The sequence below is a fragment of the Streptococcus hillyeri genome (genome assembly GCF_041081565.1).
Taxonomy (GTDB): domain Bacteria; phylum Bacillota; class Bacilli; order Lactobacillales; family Streptococcaceae; genus Streptococcus; species Streptococcus hillyeri.
The window spans coordinates 924491-950821 of the sequence record NZ_CP163513.1 but is presented as its reverse complement, the minus strand read 5'-3'; the positions used below and the strand labels follow the sequence as shown (position 1 = coordinate 950821).

Annotated in this window: 30 protein-coding genes; 4 read left to right on the top strand and 26 right to left on the bottom strand. The window is 39.4% G+C overall.

Translation table 11 applies throughout. The features are described 5' to 3' along the window. Positions 1 to 659 precede the first annotated feature (659 nt). On the top strand, positions 660 to 887 hold the full coding sequence (locus AB6M99_RS04520) for a type II toxin-antitoxin system PemK/MazF family toxin (RefSeq protein ID WP_121834405.1): 228 nt from the start codon (positions 660 to 662) through the stop codon (positions 885 to 887). 128 nt (positions 888 to 1015) lie between these two features. Here AB6M99_RS04520 and AB6M99_RS04515 read toward each other — a convergent pair whose 3' ends face one another. The 25 genes from AB6M99_RS04515 to AB6M99_RS04395 form a co-directional block, all read right to left on the bottom strand. Then, positions 1016 to 1753 carry a glucosaminidase domain-containing protein gene (locus tag AB6M99_RS04515; RefSeq protein ID WP_369351135.1) on the bottom strand — a complete coding sequence of 246 codons (738 nt, stop codon included), beginning with the start codon at positions 1751 to 1753 and terminating at the stop codon, positions 1016 to 1018. A 118-nt stretch (positions 1754 to 1871) separates the two neighbouring features. Then, positions 1872 to 2486 (bottom strand): TIGR01906 family membrane protein, encoded by a 615-nt coding sequence (locus tag AB6M99_RS04510; RefSeq protein ID WP_121834404.1) that lies wholly within the window; start codon positions 2484 to 2486, stop codon positions 1872 to 1874. Next, entirely contained in the window at positions 2476 to 3249 is a 774-nt protein-coding gene (locus AB6M99_RS04505) for a TIGR01457 family HAD-type hydrolase (RefSeq protein WP_121834403.1), read from the bottom strand. The genes AB6M99_RS04510 and AB6M99_RS04505 overlap by 11 nt, the downstream gene beginning before the upstream one ends. A 10-nt stretch (positions 3250 to 3259) precedes the next feature. After that, on the bottom strand, positions 3260 to 3712 hold the full coding sequence (locus AB6M99_RS04500) for an 8-oxo-dGTP diphosphatase (RefSeq protein WP_121834402.1): 453 nt from the start codon (positions 3710 to 3712) through the stop codon (positions 3260 to 3262). Next, the gene (locus AB6M99_RS04495; protein WP_369351134.1) at positions 3691 to 3819 is read right to left on the bottom strand and encodes a hypothetical protein; all 129 of its coding nucleotides are present in this window, start codon (positions 3817 to 3819) and stop codon (positions 3691 to 3693) included. Before AB6M99_RS04495 ends, AB6M99_RS04500 begins: the two co-directional genes overlap by 22 nt. A gap of 1 nt (position 3820) precedes the next feature. Further along, a complete protein-coding gene (locus tag AB6M99_RS04490) occupies positions 3821 to 4441 on the bottom strand; it encodes an NUDIX hydrolase N-terminal domain-containing protein (protein ID WP_121834401.1) in 621 nt (206 codons plus the stop codon). 9 nt (positions 4442 to 4450) lie between these two features. After that, a complete protein-coding gene (locus AB6M99_RS04485; RefSeq protein WP_121834400.1) occupies positions 4451 to 5188 on the bottom strand; it encodes an acyl-ACP thioesterase domain-containing protein in 738 nt (245 codons plus the stop codon). Positions 5189 to 5254: 66 nt separating this feature from the next. After that, entirely contained in the window at positions 5255 to 6388 is a 1134-nt protein-coding gene (gene hemW / locus AB6M99_RS04480; protein WP_121834399.1) for a radical SAM family heme chaperone HemW, read from the bottom strand. 89 nt (positions 6389 to 6477) lie between these two features. Beyond that, positions 6478 to 7185, bottom strand: coding sequence for an AAA family ATPase (locus AB6M99_RS04475; RefSeq protein ID WP_369351133.1), 708 nt, complete (start codon positions 7183 to 7185; stop codon positions 6478 to 6480). A 6-nt stretch (positions 7186 to 7191) separates the two neighbouring features. Next, positions 7192 to 7788: a GNAT family N-acetyltransferase gene (locus AB6M99_RS04470; protein WP_183121629.1), complete on the bottom strand. Its 597-nt coding sequence runs from the start codon at positions 7786 to 7788 to the stop codon at positions 7192 to 7194. Next, on the bottom strand, positions 7778 to 7969 hold the full coding sequence (locus tag AB6M99_RS04465) for a hypothetical protein (protein WP_142925580.1): 192 nt from the start codon (positions 7967 to 7969) through the stop codon (positions 7778 to 7780). Before AB6M99_RS04465 ends, AB6M99_RS04470 begins: the two co-directional genes overlap by 11 nt. A 79-nt stretch (positions 7970 to 8048) precedes the next feature. Then, a complete protein-coding gene (gene recJ, locus AB6M99_RS04460) occupies positions 8049 to 10250 on the bottom strand; it encodes a single-stranded-DNA-specific exonuclease RecJ (protein ID WP_121834396.1) in 2202 nt (733 codons plus the stop codon). Between the two features lie 86 nt (positions 10251 to 10336). Next, positions 10337 to 10762, bottom strand: coding sequence for an Imm26 family immunity protein (locus AB6M99_RS04455; RefSeq protein ID WP_121834395.1), 426 nt, complete (start codon positions 10760 to 10762; stop codon positions 10337 to 10339). Then, entirely contained in the window at positions 10763 to 10948 is a 186-nt protein-coding gene (locus AB6M99_RS04450; RefSeq protein ID WP_183121628.1) for a hypothetical protein, read from the bottom strand. Beyond that, positions 10938 to 11327 carry a PaaI family thioesterase gene (locus AB6M99_RS04445; RefSeq protein ID WP_121834541.1) on the bottom strand — a complete coding sequence of 130 codons (390 nt, stop codon included), beginning with the start codon at positions 11325 to 11327 and terminating at the stop codon, positions 10938 to 10940. Before AB6M99_RS04445 ends, AB6M99_RS04450 begins: the two co-directional genes overlap by 11 nt. 7 nt (positions 11328 to 11334) lie before the next feature. Beyond that, on the bottom strand, positions 11335 to 11622 hold the full coding sequence (locus AB6M99_RS04440) for a lipopolysaccharide assembly protein LapA domain-containing protein (RefSeq protein WP_121834393.1): 288 nt from the start codon (positions 11620 to 11622) through the stop codon (positions 11335 to 11337). 1 nt (position 11623) lies between these two features. Then, positions 11624 to 12388 carry an SDR family oxidoreductase gene (locus AB6M99_RS04435; RefSeq protein WP_121834392.1) on the bottom strand — a complete coding sequence of 255 codons (765 nt, stop codon included), beginning with the start codon at positions 12386 to 12388 and terminating at the stop codon, positions 11624 to 11626. After that, positions 12385 to 13314, bottom strand: a complete 930-nt coding sequence (gene rnz, locus AB6M99_RS04430) for a ribonuclease Z (protein WP_121834391.1) — start codon at positions 13312 to 13314, stop codon at positions 12385 to 12387. The genes AB6M99_RS04435 and rnz overlap by 4 nt, the downstream gene beginning before the upstream one ends. Positions 13315 to 14120: 806 nt before the next feature. Further along, positions 14121 to 14759 (bottom strand): cystathionine beta-lyase, encoded by a 639-nt coding sequence (locus AB6M99_RS04425; RefSeq protein WP_121834390.1) that lies wholly within the window; start codon positions 14757 to 14759, stop codon positions 14121 to 14123. After that, positions 14752 to 15990, bottom strand: coding sequence for a GTPase HflX (hflX, locus tag AB6M99_RS04420; RefSeq protein ID WP_369351132.1), 1239 nt, complete (start codon positions 15988 to 15990; stop codon positions 14752 to 14754). Before hflX ends, AB6M99_RS04425 begins: the two co-directional genes overlap by 8 nt. A gap of 637 nt (positions 15991 to 16627) precedes the next feature. Next, entirely contained in the window at positions 16628 to 17272 is a 645-nt protein-coding gene (locus tag AB6M99_RS04415) for an alpha/beta hydrolase (RefSeq protein ID WP_245962661.1), read from the bottom strand. A 14-nt stretch (positions 17273 to 17286) separates the two neighbouring features. Next, positions 17287 to 17508: a hypothetical protein gene (locus AB6M99_RS04410; protein WP_245962660.1), complete on the bottom strand. Its 222-nt coding sequence runs from the start codon at positions 17506 to 17508 to the stop codon at positions 17287 to 17289. Between the two features lie 5 nt (positions 17509 to 17513). Beyond that, positions 17514 to 18401, bottom strand: a complete 888-nt coding sequence (miaA, locus tag AB6M99_RS04405) for a tRNA (adenosine(37)-N6)-dimethylallyltransferase MiaA (protein WP_369351131.1) — start codon at positions 18399 to 18401, stop codon at positions 17514 to 17516. Positions 18402 to 18484: 83 nt separating this feature from the next. After that, positions 18485 to 18694 (bottom strand): hypothetical protein, encoded by a 210-nt coding sequence (locus AB6M99_RS04400; RefSeq protein ID WP_121834388.1) that lies wholly within the window; start codon positions 18692 to 18694, stop codon positions 18485 to 18487. A 140-nt stretch (positions 18695 to 18834) separates the two neighbouring features. Continuing rightward, complete coding sequence (locus AB6M99_RS04395) at positions 18835 to 19845, bottom strand: DUF4839 domain-containing protein (protein WP_183121627.1); 1011 nt, start codon at positions 19843 to 19845, stop codon at positions 18835 to 18837. A 143-nt stretch (positions 19846 to 19988) separates the two neighbouring features. On the opposite strand from AB6M99_RS04395, the gene AB6M99_RS04390 reads away from it, so the two are divergent. The 3 genes from AB6M99_RS04390 to AB6M99_RS04380 all read left to right on the top strand — a co-directional run bounded on the left by AB6M99_RS04390 (position 19989) and on the right by AB6M99_RS04380 (position 21381). Beyond that, on the top strand, positions 19989 to 20165 hold the full coding sequence (locus tag AB6M99_RS04390) for a helix-turn-helix transcriptional regulator (RefSeq protein WP_183121626.1): 177 nt from the start codon (positions 19989 to 19991) through the stop codon (positions 20163 to 20165). 84 nt (positions 20166 to 20249) lie between these two features. After that, the gene (locus tag AB6M99_RS04385) at positions 20250 to 20435 is read left to right on the top strand and encodes a 4-oxalocrotonate tautomerase (RefSeq protein WP_018364737.1); all 186 of its coding nucleotides are present in this window, start codon (positions 20250 to 20252) and stop codon (positions 20433 to 20435) included. A gap of 31 nt (positions 20436 to 20466) precedes the next feature. Then, on the top strand, positions 20467 to 21381 hold the full coding sequence (locus tag AB6M99_RS04380; RefSeq protein ID WP_121834386.1) for an FAD:protein FMN transferase: 915 nt from the start codon (positions 20467 to 20469) through the stop codon (positions 21379 to 21381). A gap of 152 nt (positions 21382 to 21533) precedes the next feature. Here AB6M99_RS04380 and AB6M99_RS04375 read toward each other — a convergent pair whose 3' ends face one another. After that, positions 21534 to 26261, bottom strand: coding sequence for a S8 family serine peptidase (locus AB6M99_RS04375; RefSeq protein WP_121834385.1), 4728 nt, complete (start codon positions 26259 to 26261; stop codon positions 21534 to 21536). Between the last annotated feature and the right edge of the window lie 70 nt (positions 26262 to 26331).

The following is a 26331-nucleotide window of genomic DNA, read 5'->3' as shown; positions in this document are numbered from 1 at the left end:
AAGACCTATGGACAAACTCCTCCCATAGGCCTTTAGTTTTTTTTTACAACAAAAAATAAACTAACGAGACTGACTAGAAAGGAGAGCTTTATTAACTTTTTGTGTGAATACGTTGTTCATTGTTATATTCTCCTTTCATAAATATGTTATCAGTCTAGCATAATTTCATTTTTTTGTAAAGATTTTTTTTCGTTTTTTGACAAAATTAGACTAGGCAACTAGGCTAAATCGAAAAGTAGCTTATACTTATCCAGTATATCTTTCAACTCCTGTTTAGATATTGCTTCCTCGACTTTGGTGACACCTCTAGCCTTCAAATCTAAAGCAATAGAGTGATTATCATAATTTCTTGACAGAAGTATCTACAAAGGATATCCTATGAAATAGGAGGAGCACATTATGCCATCAGTAGTACAAGAATATACCACATTAGCACAGTGAGGAAACTCGAAAGCAACAAGAGTTCCATCAAGTATTTTAAAATTATTAAATGGTGATGATAATCAAAAATTTGCTGTATCTGTAAAAGATAAATCAATCATTCTAACTCCTGAAATTCAAAAGCCAAGGACAATACAGGAGCTATTTGCAGGTTGGGAAGATGATGGTGTTCGTCACAATGAAGTTAATTGGGGTCGGGCAGAAGGGAATGAGATGCAATGGTAATTTCTCAAGGTGATATTTTTTATGTGGATTTCAATCCCAATATTGGGCATGAACAGAAGAATAGACGACCAGCGATTGCATTAAGTCATGATCTGGTGACTCGTTTTGGAGGACTAACTATTGTTGCTCTGATATCAACGACTGAAAGAAATTATCCAACTTATCATACATTGACTACGGCTAAAACGGTACATGGAAAGATTATGTTAGATCACTACTAATAGGTACAATAAAAATCATCATAAAAGGTCACATTTCTCTTTTTATACTTAACAAAAGTGAGCTAACTGAATTTCTAATCTAAAAAAGAGAGTGACTTCACACTCTCTTTTAGGATTTATGTTATGTTTTATTGCGCTTGACCAATGTGAATCGCCCAAGCATGATCGATATCAAGGGTTTCTTGAGTGGTGTACTGACGACGATAGTTATTCCAAACTAAGTCACCAGCAACCATACTACTTTCACCATTTGAGGTTTGCATGGTATCATATTGTGTCAGATTGTGCAGTTCAATAATAGCATTCAGCTTGTTTACATAACTTGTATCGGTCGCATAAGTTCCTGTTAGGGCTTGCGTTGCATCTGCATAGCTCAATGTATTTGAACGCCACGCTCCACTAAAGTAATCTTGTCTGACAACACCAACATAATCCTGCAAGGATTCATGATAACTTGGATAGCTACGGAAATAAGACAAAATCGTATAAGCATTTCCAGCACCATCATCTTCCCAAGTCTCCATTTGGACAGCTTGACCTTGGTAACTTCCTTTTATTCCAAAAAGATTGTGATATGGGAAAGCTCCTAATCCTGATAACCCATAGTTACTTTCATGAATAGCTTGCGCAATCATAACAGATGGGTATAAATCATTAGCATTTGCTAATTCTTGAGCTGAACCTGCAATAGAATTGATAAATTGCTGCCTGTAGTCAACAACACTATATTCATTTGCCTCTGCAATTTTTGTAAGACTTTTACCAAAAGCGAAAAGACACACCGCTAAAACACTTAATGTCAACGCCATGATTACTGATACAGGGTCTTTCTTACTCACTTTACGAGCTTTATTGTTAAAATGCATCTTTTTCTCCTTATTGTCTATATTGGTATTATAAAACACCTTTCTCAAACAAACAAGACACTTAATGTTACAAATTAGAGACAAATGTTGACTGAATTAACATAACCCTAACTCAAGGTCACAAACTATTGATTTTCCGACACCAGAAAAATAGTCCTAACATTAGGCTTTCATACAGCGCAAAAAAGAGGATAAAGCAATGCAAAAAGAAGGTTTCTGGTAGAACCCAGATGATAGGGTCAGTCGCTGGATTGAAAAGCCAAGAGCTATCCCCTGGGAACAGAACCTGATGAAACAGTGTAAAGAAATTCTCAAACCCAATCATCACTCCCATCAGACCGACAACTACTGGCACAAAAGCCGCCCCTAGAAAGACTTTTTGATGGAAAATGTTGTCTTTACTTTTGAAAAATAGCAGAGCAGGTAGGGTCGTTAAAATTGCAATCACTTGTGTCAGATGAAAAAGCAGTTTCACATCTGCAAAGTGTTTGAGCCCACTCGCTGATGATGGAAAATCTGGCATGTCTAGCACCTGTGAAAAGGGACTGGTCAGATAAACCATAAGAACATTAAAATTATGCAACAGCTCTGCTTTAGTGATGATGACTTGATTCGTCAGTTTCAGCCAATCAACTTCCAAGGGATAGAGGAGCCAGGCTCCGTAAATGGTGCCCAGCACTGCCATTGCCAAAAGCCAAAGGACGGTCAGATAAGCGTAGAGTCTAGTTTTCATCAAATGACCATTCCGCTAGGCTTTCTAAGACATGTGTCGGTGCGATCGGTAAGGTAGGCACGTCTTCTTTGGCCGTAAACCCTGTCAAGACTAGGAGGGTATCAATGCCGTTTTGGATGCCAGCCATGATGTCTGTTAGATAATTATCACCGACCATAATGGCTTCTGCTTTGTCAACACCAAGACGAGCTAATGCCTTGTCCATAATGATGGCTTCTGGTTTTCCAATAATAGCTGGTTTGACACGGGTCGCTGCTTCAAGTAGAGCGATTAGCGAACCTGCTCCCGGTAAAAGCCCACGCTCAGTTGGGATATTGAGGTCAGGATTGGTACCGATAAAATGCGCCCCTTTTTGTATAGCAAGGGTTGCCGTCACAAATTTTTCATAATCAACTGACCAGTCCAGACCAACCACAACAAAGGCTGGATTTTCAGTATCTTCTACAAAACCAGCTTCATAAATGGCTGATTTTAGTCCTTCTTCGCCAATGATATAGACAGTATTACCCAGATTGGCATCTTTCATGTAATCAACCGTCGCCAGCGTCGCCGTATAAACCGTTTCCAGCGGCGTCTCAATCTCAAACTTATCACGGAGCATGGCTTGTACCTGCTCTGGCGTGCGCGTGGTATTATTGGTCACCAGCATGTAGCGAATCTCACGCGCCTGCAAGTCACGGATAAATTGCTCCCCAGCAGGAATGCGGTCACTCCCTTTATAAATTGTTCCGTCTAAATCAATTAAATAACCCTTGTATGTCATCTTAGCTCCTTTATAAATTTTTCCATTTCCAGTTGTTATTTTCTAAATAATAATAATTCTCAGAAAATGCGTCATTTTCAAAGATGGATAACATCACATCGAAACCATCTGCCAACTGATACTGTTCTAATTCTGACCGTTTTATCCAGAAAACATCGCCTTCCTCAGAGGACTTAAGTTGTCCAGTAAAAGTATCCGTTTTGTACAAGAAAACAATATAACGATAACCTTCTGGCATGGTAAACTGCTGATGTCCACACAGTTTAAGTTCAGAAACGACTAAACCCGTCTCTTCATACACTTCACGGACTGTTGAAGTAACAAAAGACTCATTTGGTTCAATATGGCCTCCTGGAAAACAAATCCCTGGCCAGCTATCAGATTTCTTATCTATAACCAATATCTTATCACCATCTCTGATCATGCACATATTAGTCAGAATCACTCGTTCCTCTCTGGACATTCTTGCTCCTTCTTACCAATTACATAGATTTCTGTAGAAGCATCCGCCCAACCAATAATGGTTGCTCTGGCTATTTTTTGCTTGTTCTTTTTAATGCGTTTCGTCATCTTAGTCAAATACCGTTTCCCAGTGCTCAGCCTTACTTGCTTCAAAACAGAGGGCGATTTGGGCTGCTGTGGCTTTTGTTTCAACCAACTTTGGTAGGTCAGCTAAGGCAAAATATTTGGCATCTAGTGTCTCATTATTTGGCACGAAGTCACCGCAGATATAGCGACAAAGGACAAAGTGCTTAATCACGCGAACGGCAGTTGTTGCAGGATTATTTTTAGCCTTGTCCAATACTGCTACCAGACGAATCGGCTTCACTAATGCGCCAGCTTCCTCAAAAGCTTCCTTCATCGTATTTTCCATCACCGACTGATCAACGTCACACCAACCACCTGGTAAACTCCATCGCCCGTCATTTTCTTGAACTAAGAGAATTTTATCATTTTGAAAAATAGCTGCGCGGGTGTCAATTTTAGGGGTCTGGTATCCCGAATCAGAGGCAAAAAGGTCTTTGACGACTTCCTTTGGTAAACCTGACGGTTCCACCAGCATGCTTGCCGCAATGTCTCTGATTTCCTCAAAGCGTTCTCGGTCAAACACGTTATCACTATATGCAAGTCCTGCTTGGGCTAGGGATTGTAATCGAACTGCCCAGTCTAAATAATTGTTGTTTTCAGTCATCCTATTGCCCTATTTCTCTTCCAAGGGAAGCCACTCAATGACAGCCTGAGCATTGATTTGGCCTTCTGAGGTAATATCGTGGTAAGTCGTCAAGCCATCCTTAACCACGTTTGATGAAATGTCACCACCAGGAGACACTTCTCGGCTGTATTTGAGTTGCAATTTTGCAGGCCGATGCTGACTCAAAAACTCATAGCCCAACACATCATACATCCAGTCAAGATAGATGCTATTATTGACATGACCATTCATATCAATATCAAAATAACGGACATGATAGGTCGTCTGCTCTGCATTTTCCAAAGGTAACATCTTAGGCGCTCTTTGGATTTTTTTGACAAAGGCAGAGCCGTAAACGTCAACAATCTCAGGCAAGACAGGGGAAACCTTTCGCGTGTTGGCATCCATCAAAGCAAAGTAAGTCAAAATATCAAGCAACAGCTCACCAGCAGCATCATAAACTCTGAAAACGCGGTAACAGAAAAATTTATTGTAGCTGATGGCTTCTGTCTCAATCGTAATTGTCTCGGTAAATTGTGGGAGACGGTGAATGGTAACTTCGTAATCTGTGATAATCCATACCAAACCAAACTGTTCAAGCACATACTCATCGCTTCGCCCTAGTAAATGAGACTGTTTCCCTGATACAAACAGGCAGTAAGACAAGAGTTTTGGCAACTTGATATTGTGATTGACATCGACCATGTCAAATGGAATTAAAAAATCTTCTTTATAAATGTGTCCCATTGTATCTCCTTTTTCTAACTTGTAAATAGTGCAACATTACCTTTTGTCACTTTGCCAACTAATGCTTTAGTCTAAAATAAATTTCTCAGCCACCGTATCGCCTAAGAAGAGACCTTTTTTGGTCATTCTGAGGCGACCATCCGTTATTTGGACAAGACCATCTGCTAATAATTCTTTAACAGCTTCGCCGTATAATCCTTCAAAACTCTCTTGGAATTTTTCTTCGAAACGTGGGATGGAAACGCCAGATTTTTTTCGAAGACCCAAGAAAAACTCTTCTTCCATCATCTCACGTTTGGTCAAAACTTCCTCAGATAATCTGGCATGCCCCTCTTCTGCGATAGCTTTAAGGTAGTGCTGAATTGGCCCTCGATTACGATAGCGCACGCCATCAACGTAGCCAGAAGCACCTGCACCAAAACCATAATACTCATCATTATCCCAATACATGAGGTTGTGGCGACTTTCCATAGTTGGTTTGGTGAAGTTAGAAATCTCATAATGCTCAAAGCCATTTTTTTCCAGCTCTGCGATGATGTAATCAAACATTTCAGCTTCTAAATCTTCTGTTGGCAGATTGAGTTTACCGCGCCGCATTTTATTCATAAAGACCGTATGATGCTCTAAGATGAGACTGTAAAGGCTGAGGTGAGGAATGTCTAAGGCGAGTGCTTTCGCAACATTTTCACGAACGTCTTCCATGGTCTGACCAGGTAGGGCATAAATCAGATCAATGGAAATATTGTCGAATCCAGCTTGTTTTAAAGCAGCAATATTGTCATAAATCTGTGCTTCATTGTGGCTACGTCCAATGCGTTTCAAGTGTTTATCGTTGAAAGTCTGAACCCCTAGTGACACACGATTGACTCGTGATTTTTGAAGCACTGCTATTTTTTCAGGAGACAAATCTCCAGGGTTAGCTTCAATGGTGTACTCTTCTACTTGCGACAAGTCCAAAACCTTTTCCAAATGCGTCAGCAAATAGTCTAGCTGTTCAGCGGTGATTGCTGTTGGGGTTCCCCCACCGATGTAAAGGGTCCGCAGTTTGCCCGTATCAGCTAACTCAATTTCACGAATAAGAGCCTGTAGATAGGCATCCACAGGCTGATTTTTGATAAATACTTTTGAAAAATCACAATAGTAACAAATCTGTGTGCAAAAGGGAATGTGCACATAAGCGGATGTTGGTTTTTTTAACATGACACTATTATAACAGATTGTAACCCATTTTTCTAAAAGATAATACGGATAGTTTGCTTATTATGGGACAATAAAATTCTGCACACTCATTACTTTAGTAAATTATGGAGTACCCTTTCACGGTCTTCAAGAAAAAGTTTGGTGATTTGATAGGCTGGACACTCTTCATAGGCCACTTCCTGAACTTGTCCATCATCAAAGGAGAGAATACTTGCCTCTGGAAACCCAAGTAAAATGGGCGAATGGGTCGCAATAATGAACTGGGCACCTTTTTTCACTTGCTCATGAAAATGGTACAAAAGTGTTAGCTGGCGTTGCGGTGATAGGGCTGCTTCTGACTCATCCAAAAGGTAAAAGCCATTATCTGACGATTGATTTTCCAAGAGACTAAGAAAACTTTCACCGTGCGACTGCTTGTGATAATGTTGGGATTGAGAGCCGAAATACGTTTCTTCCATGGTTGCCACATTATAAAAACTCTCTGCCCGCAAAAAATAGCCCCAAGATGATTTTTTGACGCCACGTTTCAACCGTACAGCCTCATGGAGTTCTGAGTGACTATCATAGGTTGAAAAACGGTAATTGCGACTGCCACCTTCCGCATTGAACCCATCTGCTACTGCAATCGCTTCAAGTAACGTTGATTTTCCAGAGCCATTTTCACCGACGAAAAAGGTTACCGGGCTTGAGAACGATAGTTCAGAAACACTAGCTAAGGCAGGGATTTTAGATAAATAAGATTCTCCTGCTACCTGGTCCCAATTTATCACTAAACCATGTAGGTAATTAGAGTTCATGTTTTGTCACTCCTTTACTAAGGGTTTTGTCATCAAATGATAGCCATCTTGATTACTAACGTTTTGAAACCCTAGTGATTCTAAAAAACTTATATTATCAGCTTCTTCTGGTGATAGATTTAGACTGATTTGTTTATCTGTAAAGGACGTCTTAATGTAGTCTTCAATAGCTTGATAACAAGCTCTGCCATGTCCATTGCCTCTATACTGTGGCGCTATAGCAAATGCCAAAACTAGCGTGCCATTTTGCTCTTCAACGCAACAATAGGCGAAAAAGAGACCATTTTTAATCACTTGAAAAGAAGATTGATTGGGTTTGGGGTTGAGCAGACTTGCTTGCATCTCTGAAGATAATTGCCAGTTTGTAGCAATTTGTAAGGCATCCTCTGATGATAACGGTTGGAGGTAGTGATACGGTTTTGTCGCATAGCTACGAAAGTTTTTCGTCAGTTGTTTAATCCGCCGATTTTGTGTAGCTTCCTGATCCGTTTGAAAGACATAGTCAGCATACCCTTTCTGATAGGCTGGAATCATTTGTTGGTAATGTTCTGACACATCTTTTGGGAAACGCGCACTCAGCTGTTGGACACGCTCATCTGCCATTATTCTTATCCTTCTTCCCATAAATACGGTACAAGAGCATTCCAAGATTGATTAAAAATAAGACTGCCCAGAGGCTTGCCATTAGTAAATTACTGCTCTTAACATTTACCACAACTCCACCACCGTATAACACTAGGAAAAAGAAAGTAATCCAGTTATCTGATTTTAATACGTTTTTCATGTTCCCCTCACATCGTTGATTTACCATTATTATATCAAAAAACACGACCGGATGTCGTGCTTTTAATGATTGCTTAGAATTAGTTTTCTGATTTTAGCCAGTCGTAAATTTCCTGCGGAGTTCCAAGTGCCATGAGTTCTTGGTATTTCACCGTTGCTTTTAATTCTTGGTAAATCTGACTGTCAGCAATCTCACGTTTTTGCGCATCTTTATTGACCGTCATCACACCATCTGTAATTGTGACAAAGCCTAACTCATCAAAGATTTGAATCATTTTGACCAGTAAAATGCTTTCGATTTTTAGGAAATGGCTGAGCTCCTTGAGCTTGTAACGCACATCAAATTCAGGAAACTGGTAAATCGTTTTGTAGAGCTTAGCGTATTGCTCTCGCGTTCCAAATCCTGTCAGGTAATAAGGTTCTTTAATGGTATTTTTAAAATAAATGGCTTCAAAGTCTTTATGCTCAAAAACACGTTTTAGCTCTTCTGCGTTTGGGAGGTCAGTCACTACAACTGCTCTGCTATTTTCAACAGAAAAAATATCAGGAACACCAGCTGGCAACTGAGCCGACTTAGCACGAATGTCAAAGAGCTGAATCCCATTAACACGCGCATCGACTAACATCAGTTGTAAGGTCGTTGCACCGTTCCAAACGTTGACAGATAGAGTCACCGCAAGTTCTAAATCCTGCGCTTGCTGAAATTCTTGAACAAGGGCTCCTTGGTGAAAGGCGACCACATCATAATCAGCGCCATTTTGACTGACTTTTAACTTGAGATGGGCATTATTTTGTCCCATGGTACGAGCCTGAGTGACCTTGAAATCTTTGAGCCAAAAAACAGGCTTTTTATTGTCCATTCCAAATGGGGCTAGTTTGTCCAATGATTTAAGGGTTTCTAGACTTAAATCAGACAAATCAAGTTCTTCATCAACCGTTAAATTATTTTTGACAGAAGTGTCTATCTGATTGTCAACCACATAGTTACAAAGAATTTCGGACAGTCTCTCAAGATTTTCCTCAGGAAGAGTCATTCCAGCAGCTCCGCTATGGCCACCAAAAGCTGTAAAGATATCACGATGGTCATCAAGCGCTACAAAAATATCCAGACTTTCAAGGCTGCGGGCTGAACCTTTGGCTGAACCATTTTCAATATTGAGAACTACAACAGTCTGACTGATTTGTTCCAAAATCCGACCTGCAACAATTCCCAGTACACCTGGGTGCCAACCTTCCTTAGCCAGCACTTGAACAGGCTTTTCAGGATCAATCATGGTAACTGCCTCATCAAAAATCCGTTGAACTAACGCTTTACGTTCCTCATTTTTGTCTTTAATCATGAGGGCAATGGCTTGCGCTTCTTCATCATCAAATCCTGTCAACAAGTCAATCGCTGGATTTGGATCATCTAGACGCCCCAGAGCGTTTAACTGCGGTGCAATGGTAAAACCAACTGTATCTTCATTTATCGTCTCAAGGTCAACATCAGAGACTTTCAATAATTCTAAAAGACCAATACGTTCCGTTTGTTTCATCATAGCAAGTCCCACCTTAACCATGATACGATTTTCATCGGTCAGACTGACCATATCAGCAATCGTCCCAATGGCAACTAAATCTAATAACTCTGTGGGAATACTCTCAAGAAGCGCCGTAGCTAATTTGAAAGCCACACCACAACCTGCTAAATGTTTAAAAGGATAATCTGCTTCTGGATGTTCAGGATGAACAATAGCAAAGGCTTCTGGAAGCTCTGCTGGCATGCTGTGGTGATCGGTAACGATAACGTCAACTCCCTGACCTTGTGCATAAGCAATCGCCTCGTGTCCCGCTACGCCATTATCTACCGTCACAATTAGAGAAATCCCTTGTTGCTCGATAAAATACTTGTAAACACTAAGATTTGGACCGTAACCATCGGTAAAGCGGTTCGGCAGATAGACTTGAACTTCTGCTCCCATCATCTCTAGAGTTTCTTTGACAATGCTTGCGCTGGTCATGCCGTCAGCATCATAGTCACCATAGATGAGAATTTGTTCACCAGTTTCAATCGCAGACCGAATCCGCTCCACCGCCTTCTCCATGTCATTAAGCAGGTAAGGGTCATGCAAATGTGACAGGTCAGCTCCTAAAAAATCAGATAACTTCTCCTCATTATCAATACCTCGCTCAAAAGCAATACCAGCAGCTGTTTTCGTCAGACCAGCTTTCTTAGCAACTTTTAAAAAGCCCTCATCAGGCACTTGTTCATTTATTTTCCAATCGTATTTTGATGTAATCATAGTTTAAGTTATAAAAGACTTTGGCGTATTACCAAAATCACTCATTCAAATAAGTTTCTGCTTATCGAACAACCCTTTCCTACTTTTTATATAGTTCCACATATCTTTTCACGATATAAATCAAATTCCATGCCATGTATTGTTGTATAACCAGAAAAAGTATAATAATCCGCTTTCTCAATTAAATTACCATTGATATCATATAAGTCCCAACCTCTTTCACCTCTCAAGTGCTTTTTCGCATCAAATACGACATAACCAATCTTGAGGTCCTTTTCTTTGTTTGTTAGAGGTTTTCGACTAATGGTAAAAAATGTACCATTCCGCCAAAATGTTTCGTTTACAATCCATGGAGGTAATAAAATACTTGATTCATTCAGTTCAAATGTTACTTCATCTAGTGTGTTTGTCACAATATTACTCATCATGACAGAAAAAAATCCTTCCTGAATCCGAGGTAATTTGGCGGCTGGAGCAATAACTTTACCATAGCAAAATTTCTTATCTGGCAGTTATACTGCAAAAATATCGCCTACTTGCACATTTGGTTGGCGTCTTCGTTTAATTGGAATGAAGTATTTTTCTTCTTTGGGTAAATCACCATAAAACTCCAATAGACACCTCTGTTTATCTGTAAGCTTTTCATACTTTTTTTGTAGATTTATTTTAACAGGATTATCCATAACATTACGCATCACCTGCTGGTTTTCCTGTGACAAACATGGTAAAACTTGCTTTAGTGATAACGTCTCCCTTTTCATTGGTAATCACAGTGTCAACTATTTTTGTGGTACGACCATTGTGCACACAACGTCCTTCTACTGTTAAAGTATCTCCAAGATGACCTGCTCGCAAGTAATTAATATTTGACTGTAGTGTCACCGCATTGACACCAAGTGAGCGAGAAACCAAACCAGAAATTTGGTCACAGAGCGTAAATAGATAACCACCATGAGCATTACCATAATAGTTTAGAGAACCATCTACTACCTTAGTATCAATAACAATATGACCTTCTTCTGCCAATTTTACATCATAATTTTCAAAAACTCTAATTTCGTGTAATAAAATATCCATAGTAATCCTATTTTTCATCAGATTCTTTTCTTGCTTCCAAAACTGTTTCTTCTTGCCCTTTGTGATTTAGCTTCAGATTTTTAATTTCTTGGCGTAAGCTCATGTTTTTGAAAAAGCCGAGCAGAAATTGAATGAACATTCCTAAACCAACTGAAAGCAAAATCAGTAAAATCAAAGGCAACTTAAACGTTCCAAATAAATAATTGACTGTCACAGATTGGATATTGGCAATAGACAACAAGGCTGTTAAGCCAACGGACGCTACTAAGAGTCCCACCGTTACATTTTTACGCATCTTACTTTCCTTTCAAATTAAACACGGTCCCTGCTAAAAAATCAGCAATAGTTGGAAACAGCGTGTAGGCTTTATGAGCGGCATTTAAGGCAAGCGGCATGTTCAACTGACGCTTTTTCTTTCCTAGAATGTTAACAATCTTAGTCGCAACCACCTCAGGCTGCAAGGTAAAAGCTTTGACACTATCAAGATAAGCACCGCTTGGGTCTGCTTGGTCAAAGAATTTTGTCGCAACAGGACCTGGATTAACAGTCGTGACAAATACACCATAAGGAGCCAATTCTAAACGAAGGGTATCTGAATAGCCAATCATGGCAAATTTGCTCGCTGAATAGATAGACGATTGCCCCGTAGCCATATAACCTGACATAGAGACAATGTTGATAATGTGACCTGATTTAGCTTCCTTCATCTTACCACCAACGAGACGGCAAAAATTCATACTAGCAAAGGTATTGACATCAAACATGTCACGGATTTCAGTCATCGAAAACTGTTCAAAATCCTTGTAAGTCGCATAACCAGCATTATTGATGAGAATATCAATCCGACCAAATTCTTGATAAATCTTAGAAATCAAGCGCTCAACAGCACTATCATCCGTAATATCAAGACCGATACAACGTTTGTTTTGGCGGTTCTTGTAAAGCTCTGCTAGGCGCTCCTCACTCCGACCGATGAGAAGAATCATATCCTCTTGCGGTACTTGCTTGATTAACTGCTCTGCTATTCCCCCAGAAGCCCCCGTAATCACAATAATTCTCAAATCTCAATCTCCTCAAAATCTTTCACCACATGGACATTTTTGAAAATGGCTGACGCATCGCGCTCCATCTGCCTACAATCACGGCCAAGAAAACGTGCCGAAACATGGTTGAGTAAAAGACGTTTGGCTGACGCTGCTTTTGCCACCTCTGCTGCTTGCATGTTGGTTGAATGCCCATGGCTTCGAGCAATTTTCTCATCCCCTTTTCCATAAGTGGATTCATGCACCAAAACATCTGCTCCAAGTGCGAGACGGACACTGGCATCCGTTTGTCTTGTATCTCCTAAAATAGTGATGATTTTCCCTTTTTTAGGCTCTGAAATATAATCCTTTGCAATGATTTTTGTTCCGTCTTCTAAGGTAATATCTTCACCATTTTTAACTTTACCAAAAAGGGGACCAAAAGGAACACCTGCTGCTTTTAGAGCTTCCGCATCAAGAGTTCCTTCCAAATCTTTCTGCATGACACGATAACCCATACAAAAAATGCTATGATCTAACTGATCAGCATAAACAATAAACTTGTCTGTTTCCAGTATTTTACCCAAATTCTGTCGATCAAATTCGTAAAAATTAATACGGTAAGGCAGACGTGACCCTGTTACTTTGAGACTGGTCAAGACAAATTGACGAATACCTAGCGGACCATAAATATCCAAATCCGTCTGCTCTTCACTAGCTTGAAAAGCACGGCTGGCAAGGAATCCTGGCAACCCCAAAACATGGTCTCCATGCAAATGCGTGATAAAAATTTTCTTAACCTTACGAGGCTTAATCGTTGTTTCCAAAATCTGGCGCTGAGTCCCTTCACCACAGTCAAACATCCAAATTTCGTTAATCTCATCCAATAATTTCAACACTAAACTTGACACATTACGCTGTTTTGCAGGCTGACCTGCCCCTGTTCCTAAGAACTGTAATTCCATCTTATCATACTAATCGTAGGGCAAACCTACGACATCCTTTCTTTTCATTCTTTTATTGTCGTTATTCTGTTTTCACTCTTGAGGTTGGGACATAAATATTTCAACCTTCTATTTTTAATGGTAATAACAGATTGACGCAGTGGTTGATTGGAGGTCCTAAACCCTTGCTACGCAATCGTTAGCGGCCATCCTAATCAACTGTGCGGAGGTGGGACGACGAAGTCAATTTCTTCGAAATCATGACTTCTGTCCCACTCTCACTTCCTTAAGTGATGTCGGACACAAGCAGACTTCCTACGGGTATTTGACACAGGCTGTAGCCTACTTTATTTCCAACCTCAAATAGCCCACTGGACTATTTGAGCATGACTAATATTTGAGCCTAATTTAAGATACAAAGCTGTTAAGCAATGCAAAGAATTTTATGGAGCTTGACGAAGATGCCGTAAGCATTAGGAAAGTGAGTCTAAATTCATAGCATTGTAGGCGTGTTCAATTAGGTCTCAAATATTCCGAGTGCCAGAAATATTACTTCGAGTCATTTCTGACACTTTCATCACGGCGGAAGTATCGTTGATTTACTCGCTATCGCTCGTTAAAATTAGAAAATCTCTCTTACTTTCAAAAACTTCTATAGACATTTTAAACGGAATAACGAGTTATAGAGCTAAGCATTGGGACATCATGTCATGTAACGATTTGAAGTTTGCTCACACTCTTTTCTCATACATTCTATTCTTTTTCAGTTCATCTAAGTATCTGTCACGTCAGGTTCTCATATTTTATCCCTAGGATGGCTTGCTAATTTACTTTTCAGCAATGTAGATGACAAATTCTCTTTGTTGGTAGTGGTAGTATTTTTCTCCCTCAAAAGCTGACGCAAGCTCTGCACATTCTTCTTGGTTGAAAGATTGGACTTTGATGACGTCTCCTGAAAGTCTTGTGACTTGGCTTAGCAGTGCCGTTTCAGGGGTTAAATCTTCTAATTCCTCATTTGAAAATGCCATTTTAGCCATCTTAATCAGGCTATCTTGTAGGTAAATCTTATAATGTGGAAAAATCTGTGCTAATTCAAACAAAATAGCAGAGCTCACTGGCTCATCTTGTTCTGAAAAAACAAGAGCGATTTCCTCATCACTTTCATAGGCAAACCCATAAGATTTGCCTGATAAATTTAATCTGACAAAGGGTTTTTCTTCTAAAAAAGAGGGATTTGCCTGGTACAGTTTAAGTTCCTGGCTCATCTTGAAAAAATAATTTGTGGCTGCTTCTGGACTTTCTTTTTGATAAAGCTCTGCAAAATAAGCGTTGATAACACTAGGTGGTGGCGTAATAAAAGTTAATTTATCATCTTCTGATAGTTGCGCCAGCTTATTTTCCAAATAAACCTTATCCAACACGGTAAAGCCCCCATAAGTGAGGGCAAGTGATATATAATCAATCATAAAATTCTTCTAACTTCCAACGATTATGGCTCGCAATATGACCTGTGATTTCCTCAATCGGTTCATCAAAATCATAGCGGTCTAACAAAGCAAGGCGATTAAGCTCATAAAGTTTATAAAGCTTATCTTGGCTAACTTTGATGTTAAAGGGTTCAAAAACATCACGAATCTCGTCAATAATGAGACGGCGTAAACTTTCTCTTGCCCCTTCTTCACGTGCAGAAATACGAACATTTGGGAAGGCTGTTGCTGTTAAATTTTCAGCCTTGTCCATTTTATTGTAAATGGCTAAACGCGGAATATCTAGCATGTCCAAATCCTTGAGGAGATCCAAAACAACCTTTTCATGTTCTTCGTGATCTGGATCTGACGCATCAATCACATGAAGGAGTAAATCCACATGGCGACTTTCTTCCAAAGTTGACTTAAAAGCTGCTACCAATTCCGTCGGCAAGTCTTGAATAAACCCAACAGTATCCGTCAAGGTTGCCTGAAATTGATTTTGAAGATAAATCTGCTTGGTTGTCGCATCCAAAGTCGCAAACAATTCATCGGCTTCGTACTGACGATTATCTGTTAAGACATTCATAATCGTTGATTTCCCTGCATTGGTATAGCCGATAAGACCAATTTTAAAGACCTCAGACTGGCTTCGTTTGTCGCGTATGGTCTGGCGATTTTTCTCAACAATTTTTAATTGACGTTCAATATCCGAAATCTGATTTCTAATGGAACGACGGTTCAATTCTAGTTGACTCTCACCTGGCCCTCGTGACCCAATACCACCCGCCTGACGACTGAGCATAATCCCTTGTCCTACCAAACGTGGCAGCATATATTTTAACTGGGCAAGATGAACTTGTAACTTGCCCTCGTGACTTCTTGCACGCATGGCAAAAATATCTAAAATCAACTGCATACGGTCAATGACTTTGACACCGAGTTCTGTCTCCAAATTGGCGTTTTGCCGAGGCGTTAAACGATTGTTGACAATCACAGTGTCAATTTCATCGGCTTCGACAATGTCTTTAATTTCAGCCAATTTTCCTGAACCAACAAAGGACTTACTGTCATAACGTTCTCTTTTTTGGGTGTAACTGGACACCACTTCGGCACCAGCCGTCTTAGCAAGACTAGCTAGCTCTGCCATTGACATGTCAAAATGTGGCGTGTCCTGCAATTCAACACCTACTAAAATGACACGCTCCTGCTCTTTTTTTGTCTCAATCATGGCAGACCTCCTAAATTAATACCTGATACACTTCTCCTTTTCAAGAAAAATGATCACTCAGCTTCTAATCTTATTCAGACTTTTTGTCATTTTATACTTAACAAAAATCAAAAATTACTTTTTGTTTCTTTCTTAAAAGTGCGGACGCTCCAAAGGTCTGGGAGACCTTTGGAGGTGGGAAATATAACTGACGAAGTCAGTGTCAAAACCTCCTACGGAGTTTCATTGCTAGATTTGAACCTACTTTTCGTAGTAGATGATTGGATGTACTTGTCGACTACTCGACAGTGTCCACCCTAATCATCCTTGCGGGGGAACTACTACGAAATTGATTCTCAATTTCTGTAGTTCTCCCAAAAAGCCGTTCATATCGAGCCAATTCCCCTCGCTTTTTAATTTCTAAGCTCAGGCTGAAACCATCCACTGGACAATTTCACTGCTAAGAATACCACTATAGCGAAAGAAACATTTTAGCCTCACTTCGTTCGGTAGTCCATCAAAAGTATTAGAGGCTCTAAAATGCTAATTTTGATTTTGGATGAGTATTAACTTCAAAATGACCATTGCTACTATTTTACCATAAAAAAGATAAAAAGGCGGTCAAAGTAACCACCCTTTCCTAATGAAAATGACGTTTTCATTTCAAGCCATTAATGAAATTTTCGATGAGTTTTGTGTAGGCTTCTTTTCCTAAAATTTCTCGTGAACTAGCATGCTCTGCCTTTGGAACAATGACCAGTTGATCCTTGGAAGCATTCGCTTCGAAAAGTTTTTGACTATTTTCCGGTTTGATAAAATTATCTTTTTCACCATGGATAAATAAGATGGGCACCTGATTCGTTTTTATCGCCTCAATCGGACTGGTCTCTTTCATGTTAATCCCAAATCCCCATTTTGTGACAGCATTCACACCATAAACGAGAAAACCAAGGTGATTATCCCCATAAGCTCCTTCTATCAGGTCATATAAATTCGTAAACCCACAGTCCGCTACTACAAAATCTAACTTAGGGTGTTTATCAAGAACAGATAAGGAAATCGCACTCCCCATAGATTCACCATGCAACCCCAGACTAATCGTCTCACCAAAGGTTTGATAGGTGTAGTGTATCAAAGCAAGCAAATCTTCTGATTCTAATCTACCAAGACTAACTGGCGTTGGTTGGTTTTCACCATGACCACGCACATCATAAATAATCACATGGTAGCCTAACTTGTGGTAACTATCCACATACTTGATAGCTCCATTTCGATTGGAACGAAAGCCGTGTGTGATAATCACATATTTGCTAGAAGTTAGATTATCTGATTTGATGAGTTGAGCGTGAAGCTTGTAACAGTAAACTCTTCCTTATTGTAAGCATCAAAATCACCGACTAAATCGTATTCCTCAATCCATTGACGTTCCTCAGACAAAGTCAATACCTTGGGTGTAACAATCGAGCTTGCTAGATAATATGAAAAGCCAGCATATCCCAAAATGCTCAGTACAAACAACATCAGCAAAACTTTTTTCATCAACCTCATTTTTCCCCTTTTAAAAATTCAGAAATCTGCTGCTTAACCTTCGCCTCAAAATCACTAGATCCAACTTCACAAAAGGTCATCTCCATACGGTTTCTGAACCAGGTCAACTGACGTTTCGCAAAGCGACGTGTGTTTTGCTTGAGCTTGTCAACCGCTTCGTCCAGTGATTGCTCATCTGCAAAATAGGGAAAAAGCTCCTTATACCCAATACCACGCGCAGCTTGAGCATTCGGATAATTATCATAGAGCCACCTAGCCTCATCCAAAAGCCCTTGCTCTACCATCTTATCCACACGCCCATTGATACGGTCATAGAGGACTTGTCTGTCATCTGTTAGGCATAAAAGCAGGGCATCATAGTCTGTTTCTTGGTTTTCGAGGTGATCTGTAAATCGTGCTAATTCAAGCGCACGAATAGCACGCCTGCGGTTTAACTGAGGAATCTCAAGCCCCAGCTCTGCTATTTTCCCAAATAAAACCTCATCAGAAAAAGCATCAAGCTCCGTACGATAAGCCAGAACGGCCTCTTGGTCAACCTCTCCGCCCAAATGATAGCCCTCAAGAAGGCTTTGAAGATAAAGACCTGTACCGCCAACAATGATAGGGAGTTTGCCACGGCTAGAAATATCCTCAATCGCAGCCCTAGCCTCCGCCACAAAATCAAAGGCCGAGTAAGTCTCTGTCACATCACGAACATCAATCAAATGGTGAACAGCAGCAGCTTGCTCCTCCAAACTAGCCTTAGCCGTACCAATATTAAGGTCACGATAAACCTGCTGGCTATCGCCTGAAATAATCTCTCCATTAAAGTTTTGCGCCAGTTTAATCCCAAGAGCCGTCTTTCCAACTGCTGTCGGCCCAGCAATTACAATTAGTTTAGTCATAGGAGTATTATATCACAGAGAGACGAGGACACAACAATCCAAATAGAAAAAACAAGCCGAAAAAGCTTGTTATTACGATAAGATTATGGCCAAGAAAGTAAGAGTTCAACAAAAAATGATATGACCTCTTTAAAAACTTTACTACGTTTAGACAGACCCACTAAGCTGTAAATAATAGCAAAAAATGATATTGTCAATAAGATAGGACCTGACCAAACACTTTCTGAAAAAAGATAAATAACTGATGCAAAAGAAAATACCGCAATAAAAAGAGCACAAATAAAGCGTTTCATAGGCAAACTCCATTTTAATTATTGTATTCAGTATAAAATAATGTAAAGGTAAAAGCAATTATTTACTGGATAAAAACAACTTAAAATAAGAAACATTAAGCTGTTTGAGGTTTTATTTTCTTGGAATAACGATAGTGACTTTACCGTGCAGTAACTAGCACTGGTTCTAATCTTAACACCCCTGAAACTTCATTATATTCTATCACTCTTGCCTTAATGTGCAAATTTTGACCAACTGACAAGCCATCAAGACTATCAAACGCCTCAGCGACCGTTGCCACATCAAAAAATTGTAAATTTACACCATGATAGCTGGTCGAATCAGTACCACTGTAATCTCCACCAAAAATCAAAATATCGTACCTTGTTTTATAGTTGTCATGAGGCATGATATTCATAATATGACCATCAAATTCTACCATTAATCCCATATATTTTTCAGAAAATTGTTTTGCTAATTCCCCATTATCCGAATTTAAAATAGCTGCAAATTCTGCATTATTTTCTAAAGTCAGTACCTGGTCTTTCTTAGTTTGCTCTACGATTTCAGTCGTTCTTGGTGTTTGAGTTACCATCTCCGAGCTCGTTACAGTTGTTGTTTCTTTTTCGGCAAACGTATGGTAACTTACAATAATTTTAATATCTTTATCAAAACGTTCACCTTTAGCAAAGTCATCATCACTACCAATCAATACCGTCTCTACTTCTCCATCTTTGGTAAGCAACCCAACAATCAAATCATCTAACTTTTGAGTTTTTACGTTTGAAAATCCTGCAGCTTCTAATTTACTTACAACTGTTTTATAGTTTTCGCCCACTAAATCTTTAGAACTTGCTGGCGTTTTAATATCAGTTTCTGTTGACTCATCATTTTGTGGAGCAAAAAATATTCCTAGAATAGTTATTAGAGCTAAGCCTGAACAACCAGCAATATACAATAATTTCTCTCTTTTTTTCTTCTTAGCCCGTCTCATAATTTCATCATCGCTTAAAACGATTACTTCAATTTCAGCCTCTTTCTCAAAAACACCAAATATTCCTTTACTAGGTTCCTGAAGTACATTGATATCAACATTCTGTTTATCAACTTGTAATTCTTTTAACGCTTGTTCAGTAGCTTCATTTACTGTTTTACCTTTAAATATTGCCATTTTGGTCGTCTCCATTCTTAATTATTAACATTACTATATCACATTGTGGATATATACACAATATGATAAACAAATTTTTAAACTTATAATTGTATTCAAAGGAGTTGATAGCCATTATAAGTTTTGAACCACTCTGGAAGACAATGGAGAAGAAAGGGATTTCCCAATACAAACTTCTCAAATCAGGCATTGATAATAAAACACTAGATAGCCTTAAAAAGAACAAAAATATTACTCTATTGACTTTGGAAAAACTCTGTACCATTTTGGCATGCACTCCAAATGAAGTCATTTGTTTTGTTAACGATAAAGACAGTTAAATCCTACTTCAATTTCATCTAAGTGAAGCAGGATTTTTAATTTTGTGATAAAATAATAGCAAGAAAAAACACAAGGAGAATATTATGCCATTTGTAAAAATTGATTTATTTGAAGGTCGTACAGAAGAGCAAAAAATTGAATTGGCCCGCGAAGTGACTGAGGTCGTTTCTCGTATCGCTAAAGCTCCTAAGGAAGCTATTCATGTCTTTATTAACGACATGCCTGAGGGCACTTACTACCCGCACGGAGAGATGAAAAAGAAAAACTAAGCACATTTGCTTAGTTTTTTCAAGTTTTACTATGCAAAATACTCGTCAACTCAAACTCATGGGCACAACCATCGACCTTCTTGTTGTCGCCCCAAATAGTAGCCATCTCCTCGACGAAGCTGAGAACTTGCTTCACCTCTACAACAACCGTTTTTCCGCCAACGATGTCACTTCCGAGCTTTCTCTGGTCAATAGCAAAGCTGGCATTGAGCCTGTCTCAGTTCACCCAGAACTGTTTGAACTGATTGCTATCGGTAAAAAACATAGCTGCGCAGACCAAAGTAATCTGAACATCGCTATCGGACCACTCGTGCAAACTTGGCGAATTGGTTTTTCTGATGCTAAATTGCCTTCAGCGTCAGATATTTCTGACAAATTAGCTTTAACAGACCCTAAACAAATCATTCTCAATCCCGAAAAACAGACCGTCTTTCTTGCCAAAAAGGGCATGAAAATCGACCTTGGTGCCCTAGCTAAAGGTTATATCGCAGATAAAGTTATGGATTATCTGGTAAAAGCAGGTGCCAGCTCTGCTATGGTCAACCTAGGAGGCAACCTACTTGTCCACGGACCAAATCCGAACCGTGACAATCACTTATGGTATGTCGGCATCCAGCACCCTGATAAGCCAAGAGGAAATCAGGCCACTATCCTTCCGATTCAAAACGCTTCGGTCGTGACATCTGGTGTCTATGAGCGTGTTCTGACAATTGGAGACAAGCATTACCATCACATTTTTGATCGAAAAACAGGTTACCCTATCGAAACTGACATGGCAAGCCTTACCATCGTTGCCAAATCATCCTTAGATTGTGAAATTTGGACAACTAGACTTTTTGGACTTCCAACTGCCACCACTCTCCAAATCATCAATCACACCCCTGGTATCGAAGGTCTTATTATCACAAAAGATCTCGAAATCCTGACCAGTAATAATATTCGCTAGCGAAGGAAGCAAGGTTTGAATGCCTTCCCTATCACTCTATTAAACATTATGACACAATAAAAAGCTTAAAATCAACAGGCTTACAAAGCTGTGATTTTAAGCTTTTTTTATTTGAAGATTGCATTAACGTTGAAAAACATTAATACTTTAATCTATTCTTTCTCTTTCTTAGCCAATAAAACAAATCCTAACATTAGGTTTAAGCTTGCAAAGAGAAGGTAGAGGTTTGAATCATTTTCACCAGTAGCAGGGAGTGATTTCTCTGCTACTGCTACGACAATTGGTTTTTGAGAGGTATCCTTTCGTGTCACAGTTGCTGAAACGACTTCTGGTACAGCAGATTTTTCACTTCCTATTACCAGAGGGGTCGGTGGTGCTAATGGTTTAACATCTGAAATACCTGTCGTTATTGTACCTGAAGCTACAATAGTCGTTGGTGCTGATTCTACACCATCAAGGGCTACTTCAGAAGCTATTAAGGCTTCAAGAGCTGCATCAACTTCTGCTTGTGTCGCACTCTCATCTGCCATTATAAGCTCTGCTGTTGCTAAGGCTGTGTCATAATCTGCTTTGACCTTATCATTTGCATTTTGATATTTCGCTGATGTTTTTTGTAAGACAGTAGCTTTTGAAATACGATTTCTAAGCGCAACTTTATCAGTCTCTTTACCATCCAATTCGTTTTTCGCTGATACTAGAGCTGCAAGTGCTTCGTCTACTTCTTTTTGGCTAGCTTTTGGATTTGCCAAGACTAATTGTGCTGCACGAACAGCTGCAGCGTAGGCTGATTGAGTTTCTTCACTACCATTACTGTAGGCGACTGTTGCTTCTACTGTCGTTTGTTGCTCTACTTCTGATTGAAGTGTTGCAAAATCAGTCTCTTTACCATCAAGGGCTGCTCGAGCTTTCACAAGCTCCTCTTGAATTGCATCAATATCTGATTGAGGAAGTTTTCCTTCTAAAGCTTCTTGTGCCTTAGCCAATGCTGCCTCATAAGATTGAATCGTTTCTAAACTTGCATTGTAGTAAACCGGCAATTTTGAAACATCTCCTTGTGAGTCTACCGCTTCTTTTAATGGATTTTTATTGATTAGAGTTAATGTTTTAACAGTTCTCACACCATCTACGACTGTTACTTTCAATTCCTCCAAGAACTCATAGCCCTCAGGAAGAGCAATCTCAATATCGTATTCACCTGTCGTCACAAGACGTCCGTAATCAGTAGGTGAATACTTAGCATTTGGCAATTCTGTTCGTCCACCTGCTCCATTGATTAAGGTTACAGTTGTTCCATCTGGCAATGCTTTATCAATATCAATCAAAACTTGAGATTTTGATAGGCTATTGACATAGAAATTCACATCAGCCAAGCTTTTCTCTTCTGAGATATTAACAGTAACTGTTGTTTCACCTGCCAATGTAGACCAATCTTTATCATAAAGGAACAAATCAAATGTGTAAGTACCGAATGGTAAAATCAGTTTATTAGCATTATCACCATAACGAGCAATATCAGCAACTGTTTTTCCGTTAGCATCTTTGACTGAGTATGAAAAGTTTACATAGGCTTCAGAGTTAGTATCCTTGTCAAGAATGTTCACAGTGACAATACCACTATCATTCCCCACTTTGATTAAATCTTGAACTTTAGCCCAGCTCACATTTCCTGCATAATCTTCAACGGTATAATAGAAATCTGCAATATCGGCTTGATCAAGTGGTAATGTAAAGGAACCATCTGCATTTTTAGCGACATAAACCTTATTATCACCAATGGTAACTTTCCCAGTTTCTGAGACATCAATCCAGTTTTTCAAACCATGTTCATCTGTTTTAAGGTAGAATACCCTATCACGGAAAACACCTGATTCTCCAGCATCTACTGCTGCACGTGGCGTAAACGTCTTATTGGCTTCATCATATTTTGCTGTTGTAACAACAGGTTTTTGACGGTCAACAATCACATCAAAACTCATGGTTTGCGGTTCAGCACCTACGACTGCTGACGTATAAGTTAAAACATAAACATAACGTCCATCAGCTAAGTCTGCCCCTGAATTGTCTGTACCATCCCATTCAGAAGAGTAAACAATGCTTGATTTAGGGTGTTTAGGATTACCGCTAAAGAAGTTTTTATTACCAGAGACAGCCTCACTTGTCCATAATGGAGTCAAACGTTCTGTATCATCAGCAGCATACACATTTGCTACTAAATCATTGTAGTTTCGTAGAAATACACCTTTAAAGGCAAGAGATTCTTGATTGCCATCTTTATTTGGCGAAATAGCCAAGTGAGGTTTGCCATTAGTATCTAGCGTAAGGACAAACTTACCATTATCATCCTTGAAAGTTCCTAAGGCCTTGATTACCATATCACTGGTTTCAGATGTCGCATAAATATGTTCTGTTTCCCCAGTAACAAGCGAAGTATAATTTTCATCTGTCGGAACAACTTTGTCGCTATCCGCAACGAAGTAAAAGCCACCTTTTCCATCAACAACTAAATCATAAATCGGTGTTTCGACGACATCAAGATTTTGGAATTCTCCTCTAAAACCAACATAGGGAATGCTGACCACTTCTCCACTATCAGCAACATCAAGGAAACGAACAAATCCTTCCAAATAATAACCATTTGGCATTTCTTTTAAAAGTTCCTCACGATAAGCAGTCGCATCAATTGCAACGTTTACCGTCGTTGAAGAATTTGCTTTAACCGTTACCGTCTCACCTACAAGGGTTTCTAGTTCTCTAGGAAGTAAGGTAATATGTCCCTCTTTCACAGTATCTGTATTGACGTTAGTAACATAGCGGAGCGTCTTATCCTCATTAGTAATATTATGAAGTGTTACCTTGAAGTCTACAACATCTCCAACATTTCCTAGTGAAATACTTCCATAGTTATCACTTCCAGTCAAGTACAAGCCTGTTGAAATAGCAGCAGCAGTGTCCAAAATCCCTGCTCCTTGTTGGCGTGGTGAGGTGTAGGCATTTGTTTCTTCATTCAAATGTGCTTTAGCCGTACTCATCATAAGATGTTTAACAAGGGCTTCAATTTCAGACGGTGATTTATCTGGATAAGTTTTAAGCAAATACTGTTTAACAAGAGTTACTGCTCCTGCCACATGAGGGGTAGCCATGCTGGTACCGCTCATCATATCATAATCGCCATCATTAACAGAAGAATAGATAGAGCCACCTGGTGCTGATAAATCTGGTTTTAATTCACCATCAGCTGACAAGCCCCAACTTGTAAAGTCTGACATCAATTCAGCTTGTGGATTATCCGATTTATCTTTAGCATTGTTAAATTGAATTTTATATTGATTAGAACGAAGCGCTTCACCAAACTCAAATGGAATGAAAATAGATGGTATGCCTTTTCCTTCTGCCTCCAAAGACATGTTTAAATTATTCTCACCAGCTGTATGGTTAAACACAACCACACCAATCGCTCCACGGGCCTGAGCATTAGCAATTTTTTCTGTAAACGTAATAGAACCGCGTTTGATCAGAGCCAATTTTCCATTCAAATCTACATTGGCAAATTCACCTGATAACTCTTCTTTTGTTCCTAAACCAATATAAGCGTAGTCGTAAGCTTTCCCTTGTTCAAAATCAATAGGACCAAGATCTGGTTTTGTATAAGTAGACAGCCCATGGTTAAGTTTCTCATCATTTTCAAGACCAATGATACTAACCACTTTATTCATAAGGGTTGTGTTATTATAAGAAGCTACTGATATCGCATGTTTGGCCGTTGATGGGTTATCAACTAAACCATAATCTGGATTGGTAGCCAGCGGATTGGCATGTCCTGAACCAAATGCCCCATCATTTCCAGCTGCTATAACAACTGAGATACCTGCTTGGCGAGCACGTTCAATAGCTGCGATAAGACTTTCTTCAGTATCCGCCATAGATCCATTTGGCGCTCCAAGACTAAGGTTAATACTGTCTGCCCCTAAAGCAACCGCATCATTGATTGCTTTAACATAAAGAGCTGGTCCTGTCTGTGAATGTAAGTCAGAAAAGACGCGCATAAACATGACCTGTGCCTCAGGTGCGACTCCATAGATAAATTCACCATTATCTTGTTTGCTTGGGTTACCCGCTGCAATACCTGTCACATGCATCCCATGCGAATCCTTTGTTTTTTCTTTCAAAACCGTATTGACATCAACGTAGTTATAACCAAAAATAACCTTATCATTATACCATTGACCATAATCAATACCTGCTGCTTTTTTAGCTGCTTCTAATTGTTCTTTAGATTGGTATTTAGCCTTAGTTGGGTCAGTAATCCGAAGGACATCATGATCGACATCAAGCCCTGAGTCAATGATTGCAACAACCATTCCCTCACCTTTATAACCTGTATCCCAGACTTTTGGCACTGTAATAATGGTATTACTGTCATTATTTTGTGGTGTCTCCTCACCAATTTTCCTCACACTTTCTGAAACCGCCTTGGCATCCAACTCTGATGAGTCTATCTCTTTTGGTGTTTCTGGCTGGTTTGAAACTGTTTTAGATACACTTTCTACTTCTTGGTCTGCCACTGAAGGTTTTACTGGAGCGCTTGGAGCTGTGTCCGCAACAACTATATCTGTCTCTTCATTGGTGGAAACTACTGGAGCTTCAATTGCTACATCCTGAGTAGCCTCATCTCTAACTGGAGTATTTGAAACTTCCGTAATACTAACAAGAGAATCCTCAGATGACTCAGTAACTACTGCTGGTACACTGGTTGTTTCAGCAGAGGCTCCTTGCGTATCTGCTGCCGCACTTACACCAGAAAACAAAAAAACTGCACCTAAAAGAACAGATACCGCACCAATTTTATATTTCCGTAGTGAAAAACGTTGTCTTTTTTCCATAAATCTACTACTCCTAAATGATTTTTTATTGACAAACCTGTCATACACATTATTAAAACAAATATTTTTT